Annotated in this window: 14 protein-coding genes; 8 read left to right on the top strand and 6 right to left on the bottom strand. The window is 72.0% G+C overall.

Features of this window, described 5'->3' with window-relative positions:
- Positions 1-76 precede the first annotated feature (76 nt).
- The 6 genes from rbfA (at position 77) to AC0IWM_RS05360 (ending at position 4546) form a co-directional block, all read left to right on the top strand.
- Positions 77-511, top strand: coding sequence for a 30S ribosome-binding factor RbfA (rbfA, locus tag AC0IWM_RS05385; protein WP_471753407.1), 435 nt, complete (start codon positions 77-79; stop codon positions 509-511).
- Positions 512-643: 132 nt separating this feature from the next.
- The gene (gene truB, locus AC0IWM_RS05380) at positions 644-1672 is read left to right on the top strand and encodes a tRNA pseudouridine(55) synthase TruB (RefSeq protein ID WP_471753406.1); all 1029 of its coding nucleotides are present in this window, start codon (positions 644-646) and stop codon (positions 1670-1672) included.
- Between the two features lie 260 nt (positions 1673-1932).
- A complete protein-coding gene (locus AC0IWM_RS05375) occupies positions 1933-3405 on the top strand; it encodes a pilus assembly protein TadG-related protein (RefSeq protein ID WP_471753405.1) in 1473 nt (490 codons plus the stop codon).
- On the top strand, positions 3402-3632 hold the full coding sequence (locus AC0IWM_RS05370; protein WP_471753404.1) for a TadE/TadG family type IV pilus assembly protein: 231 nt from the start codon (positions 3402-3404) through the stop codon (positions 3630-3632). Before AC0IWM_RS05375 ends, AC0IWM_RS05370 begins: the two co-directional genes overlap by 4 nt.
- A gap of 45 nt (positions 3633-3677) precedes the next feature.
- Complete coding sequence (locus AC0IWM_RS05365; protein ID WP_471753403.1) at positions 3678-3983, top strand: hypothetical protein; 306 nt, start codon at positions 3678-3680, stop codon at positions 3981-3983.
- The gene (locus AC0IWM_RS05360) at positions 3977-4546 is read left to right on the top strand and encodes a TadE/TadG family type IV pilus assembly protein (protein WP_471753402.1); all 570 of its coding nucleotides are present in this window, start codon (positions 3977-3979) and stop codon (positions 4544-4546) included. Before AC0IWM_RS05365 ends, AC0IWM_RS05360 begins: the two co-directional genes overlap by 7 nt.
- A gap of 13 nt (positions 4547-4559) precedes the next feature.
- On the opposite strand, the gene AC0IWM_RS05355 is transcribed toward AC0IWM_RS05360, so the two are convergent.
- The 6 genes from AC0IWM_RS05355 to AC0IWM_RS05330 all read right to left on the bottom strand — a co-directional run bounded on the left by AC0IWM_RS05355 (position 4560) and on the right by AC0IWM_RS05330 (position 13265).
- Positions 4560-5732 (bottom strand): M20 aminoacylase family protein, encoded by a 1173-nt coding sequence (locus AC0IWM_RS05355; protein ID WP_471753401.1) that lies wholly within the window; start codon positions 5730-5732, stop codon positions 4560-4562.
- A gap of 91 nt (positions 5733-5823) precedes the next feature.
- A complete protein-coding gene (gene cueR / locus AC0IWM_RS05350) occupies positions 5824-6384 on the bottom strand; it encodes a Cu(I)-responsive transcriptional regulator (RefSeq protein WP_471753400.1) in 561 nt (186 codons plus the stop codon).
- Entirely contained in the window at positions 6381-8870 is a 2490-nt protein-coding gene (locus tag AC0IWM_RS05345) for a heavy metal translocating P-type ATPase (RefSeq protein WP_471753520.1), read from the bottom strand. The genes cueR and AC0IWM_RS05345 overlap by 4 nt, the downstream gene beginning before the upstream one ends.
- A 103-nt stretch (positions 8871-8973) precedes the next feature.
- Complete coding sequence (locus AC0IWM_RS05340; RefSeq protein ID WP_471753399.1) at positions 8974-9969, bottom strand: helix-turn-helix domain-containing protein; 996 nt, start codon at positions 9967-9969, stop codon at positions 8974-8976.
- A 209-nt stretch (positions 9970-10178) separates the two neighbouring features.
- Positions 10179-12533 carry a PBP1A family penicillin-binding protein gene (locus tag AC0IWM_RS05335; protein ID WP_471753398.1) on the bottom strand — a complete coding sequence of 785 codons (2355 nt, stop codon included), beginning with the start codon at positions 12531-12533 and terminating at the stop codon, positions 10179-10181.
- Positions 12534-12620: 87 nt separating this feature from the next.
- Positions 12621-13265, bottom strand: a complete 645-nt coding sequence (locus AC0IWM_RS05330; RefSeq protein ID WP_471753397.1) for an HdeD family acid-resistance protein — start codon at positions 13263-13265, stop codon at positions 12621-12623.
- 220 nt (positions 13266-13485) lie between these two features.
- Between AC0IWM_RS05330 and AC0IWM_RS05325 the strand changes: the two genes are divergently transcribed.
- A complete protein-coding gene (locus AC0IWM_RS05325; protein ID WP_471753396.1) occupies positions 13486-14754 on the top strand; it encodes an HlyD family secretion protein in 1269 nt (422 codons plus the stop codon).
- Positions 14751-16367, top strand: a complete 1617-nt coding sequence (locus AC0IWM_RS05320; protein WP_471753395.1) for a DHA2 family efflux MFS transporter permease subunit — start codon at positions 14751-14753, stop codon at positions 16365-16367. The genes AC0IWM_RS05325 and AC0IWM_RS05320 overlap by 4 nt, the downstream gene beginning before the upstream one ends.
- Position 16368 lies beyond the last annotated feature (1 nt).

Below are 16368 nucleotides of genomic sequence, written 5' to 3'. Positions count from 1 at the left end.
ACTCAGCGACGTCTCGTCCGCGGCTCCGGCGCGCGGGTGCCGAACCGCTTCGCCGACAAGACGAACAGAATTCTTCATGGCCCAGAAACAGACCTCCACCGGACCTTCGCAGCGCCAGCAGCGCGTCGCCGAGCTGATCCGCCACGCCATCGCCGAGGTTCTCCAGCGCGGTGACATCCAGGACGCGGTGCTGAGCGCGCACGTCATCACGGTGCCGGAGGTGCGGATGTCGCCGGACCTGAAGCTCGCCACCGCCTACATCATGCCCCTCGGCGGCCTCGACGAGGCGCCGGTCCTCGCGGCCTTGGCGCGCAACAAGAAGGCGCTGCGCCAGGAGGTCGCCCGCCGGGTGAACCTGAAATACGCGCCCGACCTGCGCTTCCTGCGCGACGAGACCTTCGACGAGGCCGACCGGATCGACGCCCTGCTGCGGACTGATAAGGTGCGCCGTGATCTCGAATCACCGGCCGTGGAGAAAGAGGACGGCGCGTCGGACCCCGACGCGGCCTGACGCCCACCGCGCGGAAGCGGTGCAGACTCTCCGGCCCGAGGCGGCGGAGACATCGAACAGCGTACCCCGAACGGGACGGAGGACGGCGCAGGCGTGCCGCCCTGCCCCTATGATCATCGACCGAGGACCCCCATGATCAACGAACCGACCGTCGAGCGCACCGAGGGCTCAGCGCCGCCGAACCCGGCGGACCGGCCCATGGCCGCCGAGGGCCGTCGTCCGCCGCGGGGCGCGCCGCGCCCGGACCGGCCGAAGCGCCGCGACGTCAACGGCTGGGTGATCCTCGACAAGGGCGTCGGCATGACCTCGACCCACGCGGTCGCGGTGGTGAAGCGCGCCTTCAACGCCAAGAAGGCGGGCCATGCCGGCACCCTCGACCCGCTGGCCTCCGGCATCCTGCCGATCGCGCTCGGCGAGGCGACCAAGACGGTCCCCTTCGTGATGGACGGGCGCAAGGCCTACGTCTTCACGGTGACCTGGGGCATCGAGACCGACACCGACGACGCCGAGGGCCGGCCGGTGGCCACCAGCGAGGCGCGCCCGACCCGGGAGGCCGTGGAGGCGGCGCTGCCGACCTTCATCGGCGCCATCGAGCAGGTGCCGCCGCGCTACTCGGCGATCAAGATCGCGGGCGAGCGCGCCTACGACCTCGCCCGCGACGGCGAGGAGGTCGTGCTGGTGGCCCGCCCGGTGCAGATCGACCATCTGGCAGTGGTCGAGCACAGCCCCGAGCGCACCGTGATCGAGGCCGCCTGCGGCAAGGGCACCTATGTCCGGGCCATCGCCCGCGACCTCGGCCGCCTGCTCGGCTGCTACGGCCACGTCTCGGCCCTGCGCCGCACCCGTGTCGGCCCCTTCACTGAGGCCGATTCCTGCCAGGTCGCCGCCCTCGAGGAAGCCGGGCCGGACGGCAATGCCGGCCATCTCCATCCGGTCGAGACCGCCCTCGACGCGGTGCCGTCGGTGCCGGTGTCCCGGGACATGGCCCTGCGCCTGATGCGCGGCCAGCCGGTGATCCTGCGCGGGCGCGACGCCCCGGTGGAGGGCAAGGCCTTCGCCACCTGCGGCGGCATCCTGGTGGCGGTGGGCGACGTCGAGCGCGGCGAACTGGTGCCGCACCGGGTTTTCCACCTCGGCGGAACGGCCAACCGCCCGGCCTGATTTCCCCATGTGTCTTAGGTCATGAATCGGCGGCTCTGGGATTTGGAGTCCAAAAGCCTCGATACGGCCAAGCAACCGAAGCGGAAGATCTCGGATCCGCTTCGGTTGTTACTCAGGCTGGATCCGGCATCTTCTGAGAGCTCATCTTAAGCGTTTTGTAAATTTTCGACGCCACAGGTCGTGGCATGCTTCAGCCCACGACTCGTTCGCGCTGCAACATCTTCCGACGCTTCCGCGATGACCGAAACGGTGCCATCGCGTTGATCTTCGCTCTCGCCTCGATCCCGCTCCTGATGTTCGCCGGCACCGTGATCGACTTCGGCGTGAAGTCGATGAACCGTCAGGCGGCGCAGGACGTCACCGACGCCACGGTTCTCTCTCTCGCCAAGCTGCCGACGACATCGACCGACGCGGAGCTGGCGAGCAAGGCCGATGCGCAGGTGCGGGCCGCCCTGAAGAAGACCCCCATCGACGACCTCCTGGTCCGGGTGCGGCGCAACGGGGACGACATCACCGTCACGGCCACCGGCACCTCGCCGACGAGCCTGACCCGGCTGGTCGGGCTCACCGGCATCCCCATCTCGGTGAGCAGCACCGGGCGCCGCGCCTCGGGCAATCTGGAGATCGCCCTCGTCCTCGACAACACGGGCTCGATGGAGGGCGCGAAGCTCACGAACCTCAAGGCCGCGGCCAAGGACCTCGTCTCGACCCTGTTCAAGGAGGTCGATCCGGCGAAGCCGAACGCCCTGCGGATCGGCATCGTCCCGTTCTCGATGACGGTGAATGTCGGCCCGGGCAACGCGGGCGCGGCCTGGATCGACAAGGACGCCCGGTCCTCGGTCCATTCGCAGATCTTCGTCTCGGCGGCGAACCGGCTGACCCTGTTCCAGCAGATGGGCGTCGCCTGGGGCGGCTGCGTCGAGGGCCGGCCGATGCCCTACGACGTGCAGGAGACGCCGCCGAGCGCGAGCACCCCCGACACGCTGTTCGTGCCCTACTTCGCTCCGGACGAGGCCGATACGGAATCGTCCCGGACGCCGATGTGGAACAGCTACATGGCGGACGGCGTGAGCTCGGGCACCCTGCGTAACCGTCAGGGGCAGGTGTCCAAGTACCGGACCGGCGGGATCCAGCGGACGGGCCGGATCGACAAGGATAGCGACAACTATCTCTACGGTCCGAATTCCGGCTGCGAGCTGCAGCCGATCACCCGCCTGACGACGTCCCAGTCCAGCCTCAACACCGCGGTCGACGCGATGACGGTCCGGGGCGACACCAACATCCCGATCGGGCTGGTCTGGGGCTGGCACGTCCTCTCGCCCAGCGGTCCCTTCGCGGAAGGGGCGGCCTACACCGACAGGACCACCCGCAAGTTCGTGGTGCTGATGACCGATGGACAGAACCAGTCGGCGACCCGCTCCTACAGCTCGAACACCTCGTATTACTCGGGCATCGGCTACATCTGGCAGAACCGGATCGGCACGACCTCGGACGATTCCACGGCGCGGCGCAACGCGATCGATGGCCGGCTCGCGACGCTCTGCACCAACATGAAGAGCGCGGGCATCGCGATCTTCACCGTCCGCGTCGAGGTCTCCGAGGGCACCAGCGACATCCTGAAGAACTGCGCCTCAGGCAGCGACAAGTTCTACGACGTCCAGAATGCCTCCGACCTGACCGACGCCTTCAAGGCCATCGCCGCCCAGATCAGCGAATTGCGGATCGCTCGATGAGGCCGGGCGCGGAACATTGCTTCGCGACGCTGCGCCGGCTCGCGACGCTGCGGCGGCTGGGGCGGGACGCGCGCGGGGTCGCGGCGGTGGAGTTCGGCCTCGTGGCGGTGCCCTTCATGCTGCTCCTCGGCGCGATCATCGAGGCGGCCCTGCTGATCCTGGCCCAGCAGCTCCTCGACGACGCCCTCGACCGGGGCGGCCGGGCGGTCTTCACCGGCGTGTACTAGGACGGGGCCGGCACCAAGCCGCCGGCCGCCCGGCTGGTGGCCGAGATGTGCAACGGCCCGGTGCTGTTCGACTGCACGAAGCTGAAGGTCGAGATGACCACCGCCGCGACCTTCAGCGCGAACTCCGCCGCTGCGCCCTACGACCCGAAGACCGGCACGGCCTCGCCGACCTTCGGCACGCGCTTCGCCTGCCCGCAGGGCAGCGACATCGTCACCATCCGCGCCGCGGTGGTGATCCCCCGCTTCTTCGGCTTCACGGGGCTCGCGGCGGCGCCGATCTCGGCGAGCGAGCAGATGATCACCGCGACCACGGTGTTCCGGGCGGAGCCCTATCCGGCGGGGACATGCTGAGGTTGCGCCGGCCCCTGCGCGCCTTCGCGCGGGACCGCCGCGGCGTCAGCGCGGTGGAATTCGCGCTCGTGGCGCCGATCATGATCGTCGTCTTCATGAGCACGATCGAGCTGCCGCGCGCCTACGCAACGAAGCAGCGCCTCGTCCGCGCGACCCGCGCCATGGCCGACCTGATCTCGCGGGGCAGCCTCACCAGCGTCGACGACATCTACGCGGCGGGCCGGGCGATGATGTACCCGACGGATGCGAGCGGGTCCGGCATCGTCCTGACGGCGGCGGGCGTCTACCAGCTCTCCAACAAGGCCTACCAGGCGCGGGTCTGCTCCAGCACCGCCGACAAGGCGACGCGGCGCGCGGTCAATTCGATCCTCGGCGACCCGCCGCCCTCGGAGGCCGCGATCAACGCGCGCTACATGATGGCGGAGATGACCGTGCGCTACGTGCCGGTGTTCAACCTGTTCCCGGCCCTGTCCAACCTGACCCTGTCCCAGACCACGACCTGGCCGGTCCGCTCGGTGACCGGCGCACCGGTGGTCCTGCCCGGCGGTGCGGCCTGCCCGTGAGCCGCGGGCGGGCCTAGTCGCGGATCGGCAACCCGGTCTCGATCACCCGTGCCCAGAGCGACGCCCCGTAGGGGGCCGCGGCGTCGTTGAAGTCGTAGTCGGGGTGGTGCAGGCCGGCGCTGTCGCCGTTGCCGAGGAAGATGTAGGCGCCGGGGCGATGGGCGAGCATGTAGGAGAAATCCTCGGCCGCCATCAGGGGCGCCACGGCCCGGTCGATGCCTGCCTCGCCGACGAGCTCCGCCGCCACGCCGGCGATGAAGTCCGTCTCCGCCGGATGGTTCTCGGTGACGGGGTAGCCGCTGTTGAAGTCGATGGCGCCCGTGGCGCCGAAGCCCCGCGGGACATGGGTGACGATCTCGGTGATCCGGTCCTGGATTAGGCGCCGCATCGGCTTCGAGAGCGCCCGCATGGTGCCCCGCAGGACCACGCATTGCGGCAGCACGTTGAAGGCCTCCCCCGCCTCCAGGGCGCAGACCGAGACCACCGCGCTCTCCAGGGGATCGACGTTGCGCGACACCACCGATTGCAGCGCCGTGATCACGTGGCTCGCCACCAGCACGCTGTCGACGGCGTTGTGCGGCTGGGCGGCGTGCCCGCCCCGGCCCTCGATGGTGATGGTGAAGCGGTCGGTGGAGGCCATGATCGGGCCGGGCCGGATGGCGAAGGTCCCCAGGGCCTGGCCCGGGATGTTGTGCATGCCGTAGACGGTCTCGACGCCGAAGCGCTCCATCAGCCCGTCGCGGACCATGGCCTCGCCGCCGCCGCCGCCCTCCTCGGCCGGCTGGAAGATCAGCACCGCCGTGCCGTCGAAGTCGCGGGTCTCGGCGAGATACTTCGCGGCCCCCAGCAGCATCGCCGTGTGCCCGTCATGCCCGCAGGCATGCATCTTTCCCGGCACCGTCGAGCGGTAGGGCAGGTCGCGCGCCTCGTGGATCGGCAGGGCGTCCATGTCGGCCCGCAGGCCGATGGCCCGGTTCGAGCCGTGGGCGCGGCCCCGGATCACGCCGACGACGCCGGTGCGGCCGATGCCGGTGGCGACCGTGTCGCAGCCGAAGGCCCGCAGCTTGTCGGCGACGAAGCCGGCGGTGCGGTGGACGTCGTATTGCAGCTCGGGATGCGCGTGGAGATCGTGGCGCCAGGCGGCGATCTCGTCCGCGAAGGCGGCGATCCGGTCGAGGACGGGCATGGACAGCGACTTTCGAGAGGCGACGGCTCTCAAGGGGACGCGCCGGGGTTGCGACGCCACCTGCGCAGCAAACAAGAGGCCAGGGACGCGGTCAACGCGTCCGGCGCCGGGAAGGCGGCGCTTCGGGATCGCGCTCCCCATGCCGCGGTGTCGCGGCGGGCCCGCCATGCCGCGGTGTCGCGGCGGGCGCGCCTTCGGGATCGCGTGGCGCGCCGGGCGCGCCCTGCTGGCCGGATGGCGCGCCCTGGGGACCGGCGGCGAGGTCGTCGAGGATCGGGCAGTCGGGCCGGGCATCGCCGCCGCAATGGGCGGCGAGGTCCTCCAGGGTGCGCGCCATGCCCTCCAGCGCGTCGATCCGCCGGCGCAGGTCCGCCACGTGGTCGAGGGCGAGGCGCCGCACCTGGGCGCTCGCCCGCGCGCGGTCGTGCCAGAGGGCGAGCAGCGCCCGGATGTCCTCCATGGTGAAGCCGAGGTCGCGGGCCCGGCGCACGAAGCGCAGGGCGTGCAGGTCGGCCGCCGTGTAGAGCCGATAGCCGCCCGCGGTCCGCTCCGCCGGCGCCAGCAGGCCGGTCTCCTCGTAGTAGCGGATCATCTTGGCCGAGACGCCGGTGGCGCGGGCGGCCTCACCGATGGTGACGGCGCCCGCGCTCATGTCGCTGCCCTCGCCGCGCCGCCGGCCCGGCGCAGGCGCAGGGCGTTGGCGAGGACGAAGACGCTCGACAGCGCCATGGCGCCGGCCGCGAGCACCGGCGAGAGCAGCGGCCCGCCGACGGCGTGGAGCAGGCCCGCCGCCACCGGGATCAGCGCCACGTTGTAGGCGAAGGCCCAGAACAGGTTCTGGCGGATGTTGCGCATCACCGCCCGCGAGAGCCGGAGGGCGGTGACGATGCCCGAGAGCGCCCCGGACATCAGCACCACGTCGGCCGACTCCACCGCGATGTCGGTCCCGGTGCCGATGGCGAGGCCGACATCCGCCTCGGCGAGGGCGGGGGCGTCGTTGATGCCGTCGCCGACGAAGGCCACCGCGCCGTGGCGCGCGCGCAGGGCCTGCACGGCCGCGACCTTGCCGCCGGGCAGGATCTCGGCGGACACGGTCGCGATGCCCAGGCTCCGCGCCACCGCCTCGGCCGCCGCGCGGCCGTCGCCGGTGACCATGGCCACCTCGAGGCCGCGGGCCTGCAGGGCCGCCACGGCCTCCGCCGCCCCGGGCTTGACCGGATCCGCCACCGCGACCAGGGCGGCGAGGCGCCCGTCGACGGCGATGCAGAGCGGCGTGCGGCCCTCCTGGCCGAGGCGGGCCGCCTCGGCGTCGAGCGCCCCGGCGGGGATTCCGAGGCGGTCGAGGAAGCGGCGCGCGCCGACGACGACGGCGCGGCCGTCGACGGTGCCGGCGATGCCGTAGCCGGGCTCCGCTTCGAAGCCCGTCACGGCCCCGAGCGCCAGGCCCCTGTCCGCGGCCGCCGCCACGATGCTGCGGGCGACGGGGTGCTCGGAGCGCGATTCGAGGCTCGCGGCGAGGCGCAGGGCCGCGTCCGCCGCGAAGCCCGGCGCGGCGACGAGGTCGGTCAGGGTCGGGCGGCCGAGGGTGAGCGTGCCGGTCTTGTCGAGGGCGACGACGCGCACCTCGCGCAGGCGCTGGAGCGCGCCGCCGTTGCGGAACAGCACGCCGAGCTCGGCCGCGCGGCCGGTGCCGACCATGATCGAGGTCGGGGTGGCGAGGCCCATGGCGCAGGGACAGGCGATGATCAGCACCGCGATGGCGTTGACCAGGGCGAGGCCGAGGGACGGGCTCGGGCCGAAGGCGAGCCAGCCCGCGAAGGTCGCCGAGGCCGCCGCGATGACGGCGGGCACGAACCAGCCCGTCACCCGGTCGACCAGGGCCTGGATCGGCAGCTTGGCGCCCTGCGCCGCCTCGACCATGCGGACGATCCGGGCCAGCACCGTGTCGCCCCCGACGGAGGACACCCGCAGGTCGAAGCTGCCATGGGTGTTCAGGGTGCCGCCCACCGCCCCGTCGCCGGGCGCCTTGGCCACCGGCACCGGCTCGCCGGTGATCATGCTCTCGTCGACGTAGCTCGACCCGGAGACCAGGACGCCGTCGGCGGCGATGCGCTCGCCCGGGCGCACCCGGACAACGTCCCCGATCTGCAGGCTGGCCTGCGCCACCTCCGTCTCGGCCCCGTCGCGGATCACCCGGGCGGTGGCGGGGGCGAGACCGATCAGGCGCGCGATGGCCTCGCCGGTGCGCCCCTTGGCCCGGGCCTCCAGGGTCCGTCCGAGGAGGATCAGCGTGACGATGAGGGTCGCGGCCTCGAAATAGAGATGCGCCGTGCCGGGCGGGAGCCGGTCCGGTGCCAGCATGGAGACGAGGGAGTAGAGGTAGGCGGCGCCCGACCCGAGGGCCACGAGGGCGTTCATGTCCGGATGGCCGCGGACCAGGGCGGGCAGGCCCTGGCGGAAGAAGCGGGCGCCGGGTCCGGCGAGCACCAGGGTGGCGAGCCCGGCCTGGAGCCATCCGGCCCAGGCCCCGAGCGCGCCGTGGACCGCGTGCGCGAAGGCCGGCACGAGGTGCCCGCCCATGTCGAGGACGACGACCGGTGCCGACAGCACGGCCGCCGCGACGAGGTCGCGCCGCAGGGCCTCGCCCTCCCGCGCCCGGCGGGTCTCGCCGGCCGCGGCCGGCGCTTCGGCCGGGGCCTGCACCGCGTAGCCGGCCTTCGCGACGGCCGCTTCCAGCTCGGCCCGCGCCACCAGCCCCTCGGGGTGACGCACTTCGGCCCGGCCGGTGGCGAGGTTGACCGTGGCCGTCGTGACGGCCGGGACGGCCGCGAGGACGCGCTCGACCCGCCCGACGCAGGAGGCGCAGGACAATCCGTCGATCGCCAGGGTGGTGACCGCCTCCGGCACGCCGTAGCCCGCCCGCGCGACGGCCTCGACGGCCGCTTCGCCCGGTCCCGGAAGGCGCAGCTCGGCCCGCCCGGTGGCGAGGTTGACCGAGACCTCCGAGGCTCCGGGCAGCGCCCGGAGCGCGCGCTCCACCCGCCCGACGCAGGCGGCGCAGGACAGCCCCTCCACCGGAAAGCCGAGGCGGCGGCCGGGTGCGGGGATCGTGGCGTCGAGGGTCGGGCGCTTGTCCATGTCCCCCATGTGGGGCTTCCCATGGTGGGAAGGTCAAGGGGGTCGGCGGAGGCATTCCGTGCCGGTCCCGGGCCTCGCGCCACCGCGGCGAGACGAACGGCCGCTAGGCCGAAGCGCGCGATGACAGGTTCAGGTCCCGGTACCAAGCGTCCATGCGATCGACCCTCAGATCCTGCGCGTTCGTGCCGGCCGCTCCGCGAAGTTCGCCCCGAAGCCGGTTCGGCGCGACACCGTAGAAATCCTTGAAGACGCGCGAGCAGTGACTCATGCTCGCAAAGCCGAAATCGAAAGCCAGGGCCTTCATCGGACGGCCCTCATACGGAGTCAGGAGCGCGGACCTGAGCCGGGCGACGCGGCGCCGGATGATCTCGCGCTCGATCCCTCCGGACCTCTGGAACGTCCGATACAAGGCGCTCCGCGACAGGCCGATGCCGCGCGCCACGGCCTCCACGTCGAGGTCCTGGCGGCCCAGGTTGGCGTCGATGAACAGTTCCGCCCGGAGCCGCCGGGACCGGTCCATCTCACCTTCGTCGACGCGCCCCTGGCCGGTCAGCCCGGTGGTTCCGACCAATCCTGCCAGAAGATCCGCGATCATGAGCGCGCTCTCGGCGCTCGGATCGGCCCCGAGACCGGACGCCTGGCGCGCCAGGGACAGGACGGCCGCCCCCAGGGGACCGGAATCCCGCGGCAGGATCCGCCCGTGCAGGCGTCGGGCGTCGGGGAGCACGGCATCGAGGAGTTCACGCGGCAGGGTCACGGTGACGTAATCGGCATCCTCGACCAAGGTCCGTTGCGGCAGTGTCGCATCGAACAGGATGGCGTCCCCCGGCGCGAGCTTCCGCTCCTCGGCCAAGGGGCCGCCGGCCATGCGGCCCGACCGTAGAACCTGCAGGTGGAAGTGCTCGAAACCGTCGCGCCGGATCTGCATGGGGTCGCGTCGGTGCTCGACCCCGATCAGCTGGCGGTCGAACAGCGTGCAGCGGGGAAAGCTGTAGGCCGTCACCGCGGATTGGAACGCGTCGCCCAGCCGGTAGGTGGTCGAGCCGCTTGCCCGGACGAGGTCGTGGTAGGTCCCGAAGGCGTTTGGAACGTCCTTCATCAGAACCGTCCGGTGCGGCACGATCTGGACGGCAGCCTCTGGAATCGACCTGTCTTCCCTGATCAAAGCGACCGCCCCCCGCAGATCCGCACGGGACCGCCCGGGAGATGCGACCCACATCCGTTCGCGAGTGAGCCTCGAGATAGGTCATCGACGGCGCGGTGCAACCACGGGACCGAAACTCAGGCCCGCTCGAGCACAGCCTCCCCCTATCGCCGCCGGCCCCAGATGCCGGCGCGCTCGGAGCGAGCCTGCTCCTCGGCGGCGAGGAGGTCGGCCGGCGCGTCCTCCGCAGCGCGGGCGCCGCCGGCCGTGAGGATCAGGGAGGCGAGGTCGTCGCCGTCGATCTGGCAGCGGAGTTGCTCGGCGGCGGCATCGGCACCGGCCGGCGGCGCGCAGGTCACCTCGCGGCGGCGCAGGTAGCGGGCGAGCTGCCGGGCCAGCGCCCCGCCCTCCCCCTCCACACCGAGGAGGCGGACGGTGCGGCCCCGGAAGGCCAGGGTGCCGGTATCGACCACCTCCGGCACGCCGCGCAGGCCGGGGGCCGCGGCGTTGGTGGCGACCTCACGGGCGGGCGCCGGCTCGGCCCGGGCGGCGGAGGGGCGCTTGCGGCCCTTGGCCAGCTGCGCCGTCGCCCGCTGGACGAAGTCGTGGAAGATGCTCGCCGGAAGATCGCCGCCGCCAACCCGGTTCATGGAGGCATTGTCGTCGTTGCCGACCCAGACGCCGACGACGAGGTCCGGGGTCATGCCGATGAACCAGGCATCGCGATAATCCTGGGTCGTCCCGGTCTTGCCGCCCACCGGCAGGCCGGCGACCCGCGCGCCCTTGCCGGTGCCGCCATCCACCACGGCCTGGAGGGAATCGAGCATCATCGCGCGGGCCTCGGTGGGAATCGCGGCGCCGCCCTTCGTCTCGGCGCGGAGGTAGAGCGGCTGCGGCTGGGCGCCCCGGATGGCGTGGACGCTGTGCGCGTCCACCGGGGCGGCCCCGGCCAGCACCCCCGCATAGGCGCGGGTCATCTCCAGGAGCGTCACCTCGGCCGAGCCCAGGGCCAGGCTCGGCACGTTGGGCAGGTCCGAGGTCACGCCCATCCGGTGGGCGGTGGCGATCACGGCCGGGATGCCGACCTCGTCGGCGAGCTGGGCCGCCACGGTGTTGATCGACTGCGCGAAGGCGCTGCGCAGGGGCACCGCGCCCTTGAACCGGCCCGTGGAATTCTGCGGCTCCCAGTCGCCGATCTGGATCGGCCGGTCGACCAGCACCGTGTCGGGGTTGAAGCCGTTCTCGTAGGCCGTGAGGTAGACGAAGAGCTTGAACAGCGAGCCCGGCTGGCGCTTGGCCTGGGTGGCGCGGTTGAACTGGCTGTCCTCGTAGTCGCGCCCGCCCACCATGGCGAGGATCGCGCCCTCCTTGTTGAGCACCACCATGGCGCCCTGCCCGGCCTTCTTCTTGGCCCCTTCGGCATCGAGGCGGCGGGCGACGACCCCCTCGGCGAGGCTCTGCAGGTCGAGGTTGAGGGTGGTGCGCACGGTGACGTCGCCGGGCGCGTCGGCGAGCTTCTTCGACTCCGCCGAGACCATGTCGAGGAAGTAGTTGGTGCCCGGCGGGGTCTCGGGGGGCGTGCGCAGCGTGATGGTCTGGGCGCGGGCCTTGTCGGCCTCGGCCGCGGTGATGGCGCCGGTCTCGACCATGGCCTGCAGCACCACGTCGGCGCGCTCCTTGGCGCCGCCGAAGTTCCGGGTCGGGGCGAGCTGCGAGGGCGCGCGCACGAGGCCGGCCAGCATCGCGGCCTCGGGCAGGGTCAGGGCCTTCGCGCCCTTCCCGAAATAGCGCCGGGCGGCGGCGTCGACGCCGTAGGCCCCGGCGCCGAAATAGGCGGTGTTGAGGTAGCCGAGCAGGATCTCGTCCTTCGACATCGTCGCCTCGACGCGCAGGGCCAGGAACGCCTCCTGGATCTTGCGGCGCAGGGACTTCTCCTGGTTCAGGGAGATCAGCCGGGCATATTGCTGGGTGATGGTGGAACCGCCCTCGCGCACGCCCCCGCCGACGGCGTTGCGGTAGACGGCGCGCAGGAGGCCGCGCGGGTCGATGCCCCAGTGCGAGCGGAAGCGCCGGTCCTCGATGGCGATGATGGCCTGTCCCAGGTGGGGCGGCATCTCCGCCGCCGTCAGCTTCTGGCCCTGGAACGCCCCGCGGGTCGCGAAGACCCGGCCGTCATCGGCCTCGACGGTGAGCGCCCGCTGGCCCGCCTCCGGCGCCACGCCGCCCAGCGGCGGCAGGGTGGCGAAGCTGTAGAGCACGAGCCCGGCCAGGAACAGCGTCGGCAGCAGGACGGCCGCCAGGGCGGCGGCCAGCCAGGGATGGCGGCGCGGGGGGCCGGGCGCCGCCCCCAGGGCGAGCACGCCGAGCTGGCGTCCGAGGATGCGGGCCGCCGCCGCGGCTTCCCGCGCCGCGGCGCGCGTGTCCTCGGTATCCGGCCCGCCGGCGGTCCGTGGCTCGGGGGCCGGCTGGGGCGGGTCGACCCGCTCGGGGCGCGGGCGGTCCGGGTCGGGGGAGGTCATCGCGGGCCATGGTCACGGGGGGCGGCGCTCAGCAGGCGAGCGCCGCGCGGTGTCCGATCGGTTCTAGACCATCTCCCGCGGGCAAAGCTACGCCGTTCCGGGACGCCCCAGGGGACCGGGCCGGCCCGCTTCCGCGTGGCGGCCGCGCAGGCGGAAGGCCAGGATCACCAGCAGGAGCCCGAAGACCATCGTGTAGCTGCCGACCCACCAGGCCAGGACCAGCGCCGACATCCCGGGATCGATCAGCAGCGCGATCCCCAGCAGGATCGAGACGGCGCCGCCGAGCACCAGCCACCAGCGCCCGTAATGGGCATGCAGGCGGAACCCCGCCGCGACCATCAGGCCGCCGGTGACGAGGGCCCAGAACGCCACGAGGTAGACGAAGGCCCAGACGGCCGCCGCCGGCACGAGCACCGCCGCGACGCCGACGACGATGTCGAGGAGACCTTCGAGGAGGAGGAAGCCCCAGCGCTCGTGGCGCTGCGCCGCCCGCACCGAGGCGACGATTCCGACGATGCCGTCGACCAGCATGTAGGCGGCGAAGAACAGTACCAGCGACAGCACGAAGGCCCCCGGCGCCACGAAGGCGATCAACCCGAACAGGATCGCGACCGCGCCGCGCAGGGCCATCAACCACCAGTTGCGGGCCAGCACCGTGCTCATCGCGTCGAGGCGATCGATGCCGCCCGGACCGGCGGCACCCGGTGGGGTCAGGGGAGAACCGGCCGACATACGCACCTCCTGTGGCTGGCGGACAAACCCGATCCCGTCCGGCACGCCCGAGAACGCACACCGGATTTCCGGCGTTCCGTCCGGCCGCGGAGGGTGCCCGCAAACGTGATCCGCACCGGGAACAATCGCCCGCGCTACTTCTTGTTGTCGCCGAGGCGGGAGTTTCGGGCGGTGCGGTCTTCGATCGCGCGGCCCCTGGATGCGTGCGGACGATCAGTCGATGCTTCAGGATCAGCAGACCGTGGGTCTCCGGACCGCACGCGACGATGCGGCGCGGCCCCTCGACCCGAAGGAGAAGGTCCCCGCCGCGGGCGAGGCGCCCGGAGAGGCCCGGACGCGGGACGACGGACAGGGCGCACCCGGACGCTCCGGCGGCGGCGGGACCGGCGCGGAGGCCGGGTCTTCCGGCGACGGAACGTCCTCGGACGATCGGGGTTCGGACGGCCCGTCGGAGAAGAAGCCGAACGTCCTGCGCCGGCATCCGTTCTGGGCGCTCGGTATCGCGGTCGCGGTGGTGGCCGTGGCGGCCGGCGCCTACGTCTACTGGCTGACCCGCCTGCACCCCTTCGAATCCACCGACGACGCCTTCGTCGATGCGCGGCAATTCTCCATCGCGCCGAAGGTCGCCGGCTACATCGTCAACGTGCCGGTCACCGACAACCAGCATGTCGAGACCGGGGCCGTCCTGTTCCAGATCGACCGGCGCGACTACGAGGTGGCCCTGGCGCAGGCCCGGGCGCAGGTCGCCTCGGCCGAAGCCTCGATCCGCAACTTCGAGGCGCAGATCGAGGGCCAGAAGGCTCAGGTGGCCGCCTCCGAGGCGGAGGTGACGCAGGCCGAGGCGTCCCTGAAATTCGCCCGCGAGGACGCGGCCCGCTACCGGGACCTCGCCGAGAAGGGCGCCGGCACGATCCAGCGCTCGCAATCCTCGTCCTCGACCCTCGACCAGCAGCAGGCCGCCTACGACCGCGCGAAGGCGACGCTCGTCGCGGCGCGCACCCAGGTCGGCGCCCTGGCCGCCCAGAAGGCGGGCGCCGAGGCCAGCCTCGCCACCGGCAAGGCGCAGGTGGCGCAGGCCGAGCTCAACCTCGGCTACACCACCGTGACGGCGGCCCAGCCGGGCCGGGTCGTGCAGCTCTCGGGCGCCAAGGGTCAGTTCGCCCAGGCCGGGCAGACGCTGTCGACCTTCGTGCCCGACGACATCTGGGTGATCGCGAACTACAAGGAGACGCAGATCACCGACATGCGGCCGGGCCAGCACGCCGACATCGAGATCGACGCCTACCCGGAGCGCAAGATCACCGGGCACGTGGATTCCGTGCAGCCCGGCTCCGGCACCGCCTTCAGCCTGCTCCCGGCCCAGAACGCCACCGGCAACTACGTGAAGGTGGTCCAGCGCATCCCGGTGAAGATCGTCGTCGACCAGTGGCCGACCGACGTCGCCATCGGACCCGGCATGTCGATCGTGCCCCGGGTCCACGTCCGGTGAGCGCCTCTGCGGCGGGGGCGGGGGACGCGCAGGGCGCCTCCGCGAAGGCGCCGGGCGGGCACAATCCCTGGGCCATCGCCCTCGTCGTCTCGCTGGCGACCTTCATGGAGGTGCTCGACACCACCATCGCCAACGTGGCCCTGCGCTACATCTCAGGCGGCCTCGCGGTCGGCCCCGACGAGGCCGCCTGGGTGGTGACGAGTTACCTCGTCGCCAACGCCATCGTGCTCACGGCCTCGAGCTTCCTCGCCAAGCGATTCGGTCGCAAGGCCTTCTTCATGTGGAGCATCGCGCTCTTCACCGTGGCCTCGGTGCTGTGCGGCTTCGCCTGGAACCTCGAATCGCTCCTGGTCTTCCGGGTCCTCCAGGGCCTGGGCGGTGGCGGCATGGCGCCGCTGGCCCAGTCGATCCTGGCCGATTCGTTTCCGCCGGCGAAGCGGGGCCAGGCCTTCGCCCTCTACGGCCTCGCCGTGGTGGTGGCGCCCGTGATCGGGCCGACCCTCGGCGGCTGGCTCTCCGACAACGTCTCCTGGCACTGGTGCTTCCTCATCAACGGCCCGATCGGCCTGCTCGCGCTCGGACTGATGCACGTGCTGCTGGAGGATCCGCCGGGAGCGGTGGCGGAGCGCCGGCGCCTGCGCCGCGAGGGCGTGCGCTTCGACCTGATCGGCTTCCTCCTCGTCGCCACCTTCCTCGGGTCGCTCGAGGTCGTCCTCGACGAGGGCCAGCGCAAGGACTGGTTCGGCTCGACCTTCATCATCGTGTTCGCGGTGATCTGCGTCGTCGCCTTCGTGGCGATGATCCCCTGGGAGCTGACCCGGAAGAACCCGGTGGTGGATCTCCGGCTCCTGGGCAGCCGCCAGTTCGGGGCGTGCTTCCTCGTGATGATGGCCACCGGCGCGATCCTGATCGCCACGACGCAGTTCGTGCCGCAGCTGGTGCAGGAATATTACGGCTACACCGCCACGCTGGCGGGCCTCGTCCTGGCGCCGGGGGGCCTCGTCACCGTCTTCATGATGCTGGTGATCGGCCGCATCTCGGGCAAGGTCCAGCCGAAATACCTGATCGCTCTCGGCGCCGCGATCGTCTCCGCGGCGATGTACGACCTCACCCGGCTCTACGGCGACACCAGCTTCTGGTTCTTCGCCTGGTCGCGCATCTACATCGGCATCGGCCTGCCGATGATCTTCATCTCCATCACCGCGGCCTCCTACGAGGGCATCGACAAGTCGCAGACCGACCAGGCCTCGGCGCTGATCAACGTCGCCCGCAACGTCGGCGGCTCGATGGGCGTGTGCCTCGCCCAGAACGTGCTGGCCTACCGGCAGCAATTCCACCAGAGCCGGCTCGGCGAGAGCATCTCCAGCGCCAACCCGAACTACCAGGAGACCCTGCGGGCGGCGACGCAGTACTTCCAGGCCCATGGGGCGTCCGGCGTCGAGGCGCAGAACCAGGCCATGGCCTGGATCGGCCAGCAGCTCCAGACCCAGGTGGCGTACTGGGGCTACATCGACGTGTTCTGGTCGCTCTGCCTCGTCTCGGGGGCGGCGGTGCCGCTCGCGATGATCCTCAGCAAGGTCAAGCTCGGCGGCGGCGCGCCGGCCGGGCACTGAG

It is taken from the genome of Methylobacterium sp. AC433 (assembly GCF_979253015.1).
Note: the sequence above shows the minus strand (reverse complement) of the source record. Positions and strands in the feature narration are given on the sequence as shown.

Coding starts and splice junctions, on each gene's coding strand:
- truB (WP_471753406.1), top strand. CDS start 644: ATGATCAACGAACCGACCGTCGAGCGCACCGAGGGCTCAGCGCCGCCG.
- AC0IWM_RS05340 (WP_471753399.1), bottom strand. CDS start 9,969: ATGAAGGACGTTCCAAACGCCTTCGGGACCTACCACGACCTCGTCCGG.
- AC0IWM_RS05370 (WP_471753404.1), top strand. CDS start 3,402: ATGAGGCCGGGCGCGGAACATTGCTTCGCGACGCTGCGCCGGCTCGCG.
- cueR (WP_471753400.1), bottom strand. CDS start 6,384: ATGAGCGCGGGCGCCGTCACCATCGGTGAGGCCGCCCGCGCCACCGGC.
- AC0IWM_RS05330 (WP_471753397.1), bottom strand. CDS start 13,265: ATGTCGGCCGGTTCTCCCCTGACCCCACCGGGTGCCGCCGGTCCGGGC.
- AC0IWM_RS05345 (WP_471753520.1), bottom strand. CDS start 8,870: ATGGACAAGCGCCCGACCCTCGACGCCACGATCCCCGCACCCGGCCGC.
- AC0IWM_RS05335 (WP_471753398.1), bottom strand. CDS start 12,533: ATGACCTCCCCCGACCCGGACCGCCCGCGCCCCGAGCGGGTCGACCCG.
- AC0IWM_RS05360 (WP_471753402.1), top strand. CDS start 3,977: ATGCTGAGGTTGCGCCGGCCCCTGCGCGCCTTCGCGCGGGACCGCCGC.
- AC0IWM_RS05365 (WP_471753403.1), top strand. CDS start 3,678: ATGTGCAACGGCCCGGTGCTGTTCGACTGCACGAAGCTGAAGGTCGAG.
- AC0IWM_RS05325 (WP_471753396.1), top strand. CDS start 13,486: ATGCTTCAGGATCAGCAGACCGTGGGTCTCCGGACCGCACGCGACGAT.
- rbfA (WP_471753407.1), top strand. CDS start 77: ATGGCCCAGAAACAGACCTCCACCGGACCTTCGCAGCGCCAGCAGCGC.
- AC0IWM_RS05355 (WP_471753401.1), bottom strand. CDS start 5,732: ATGCCCGTCCTCGACCGGATCGCCGCCTTCGCGGACGAGATCGCCGCC.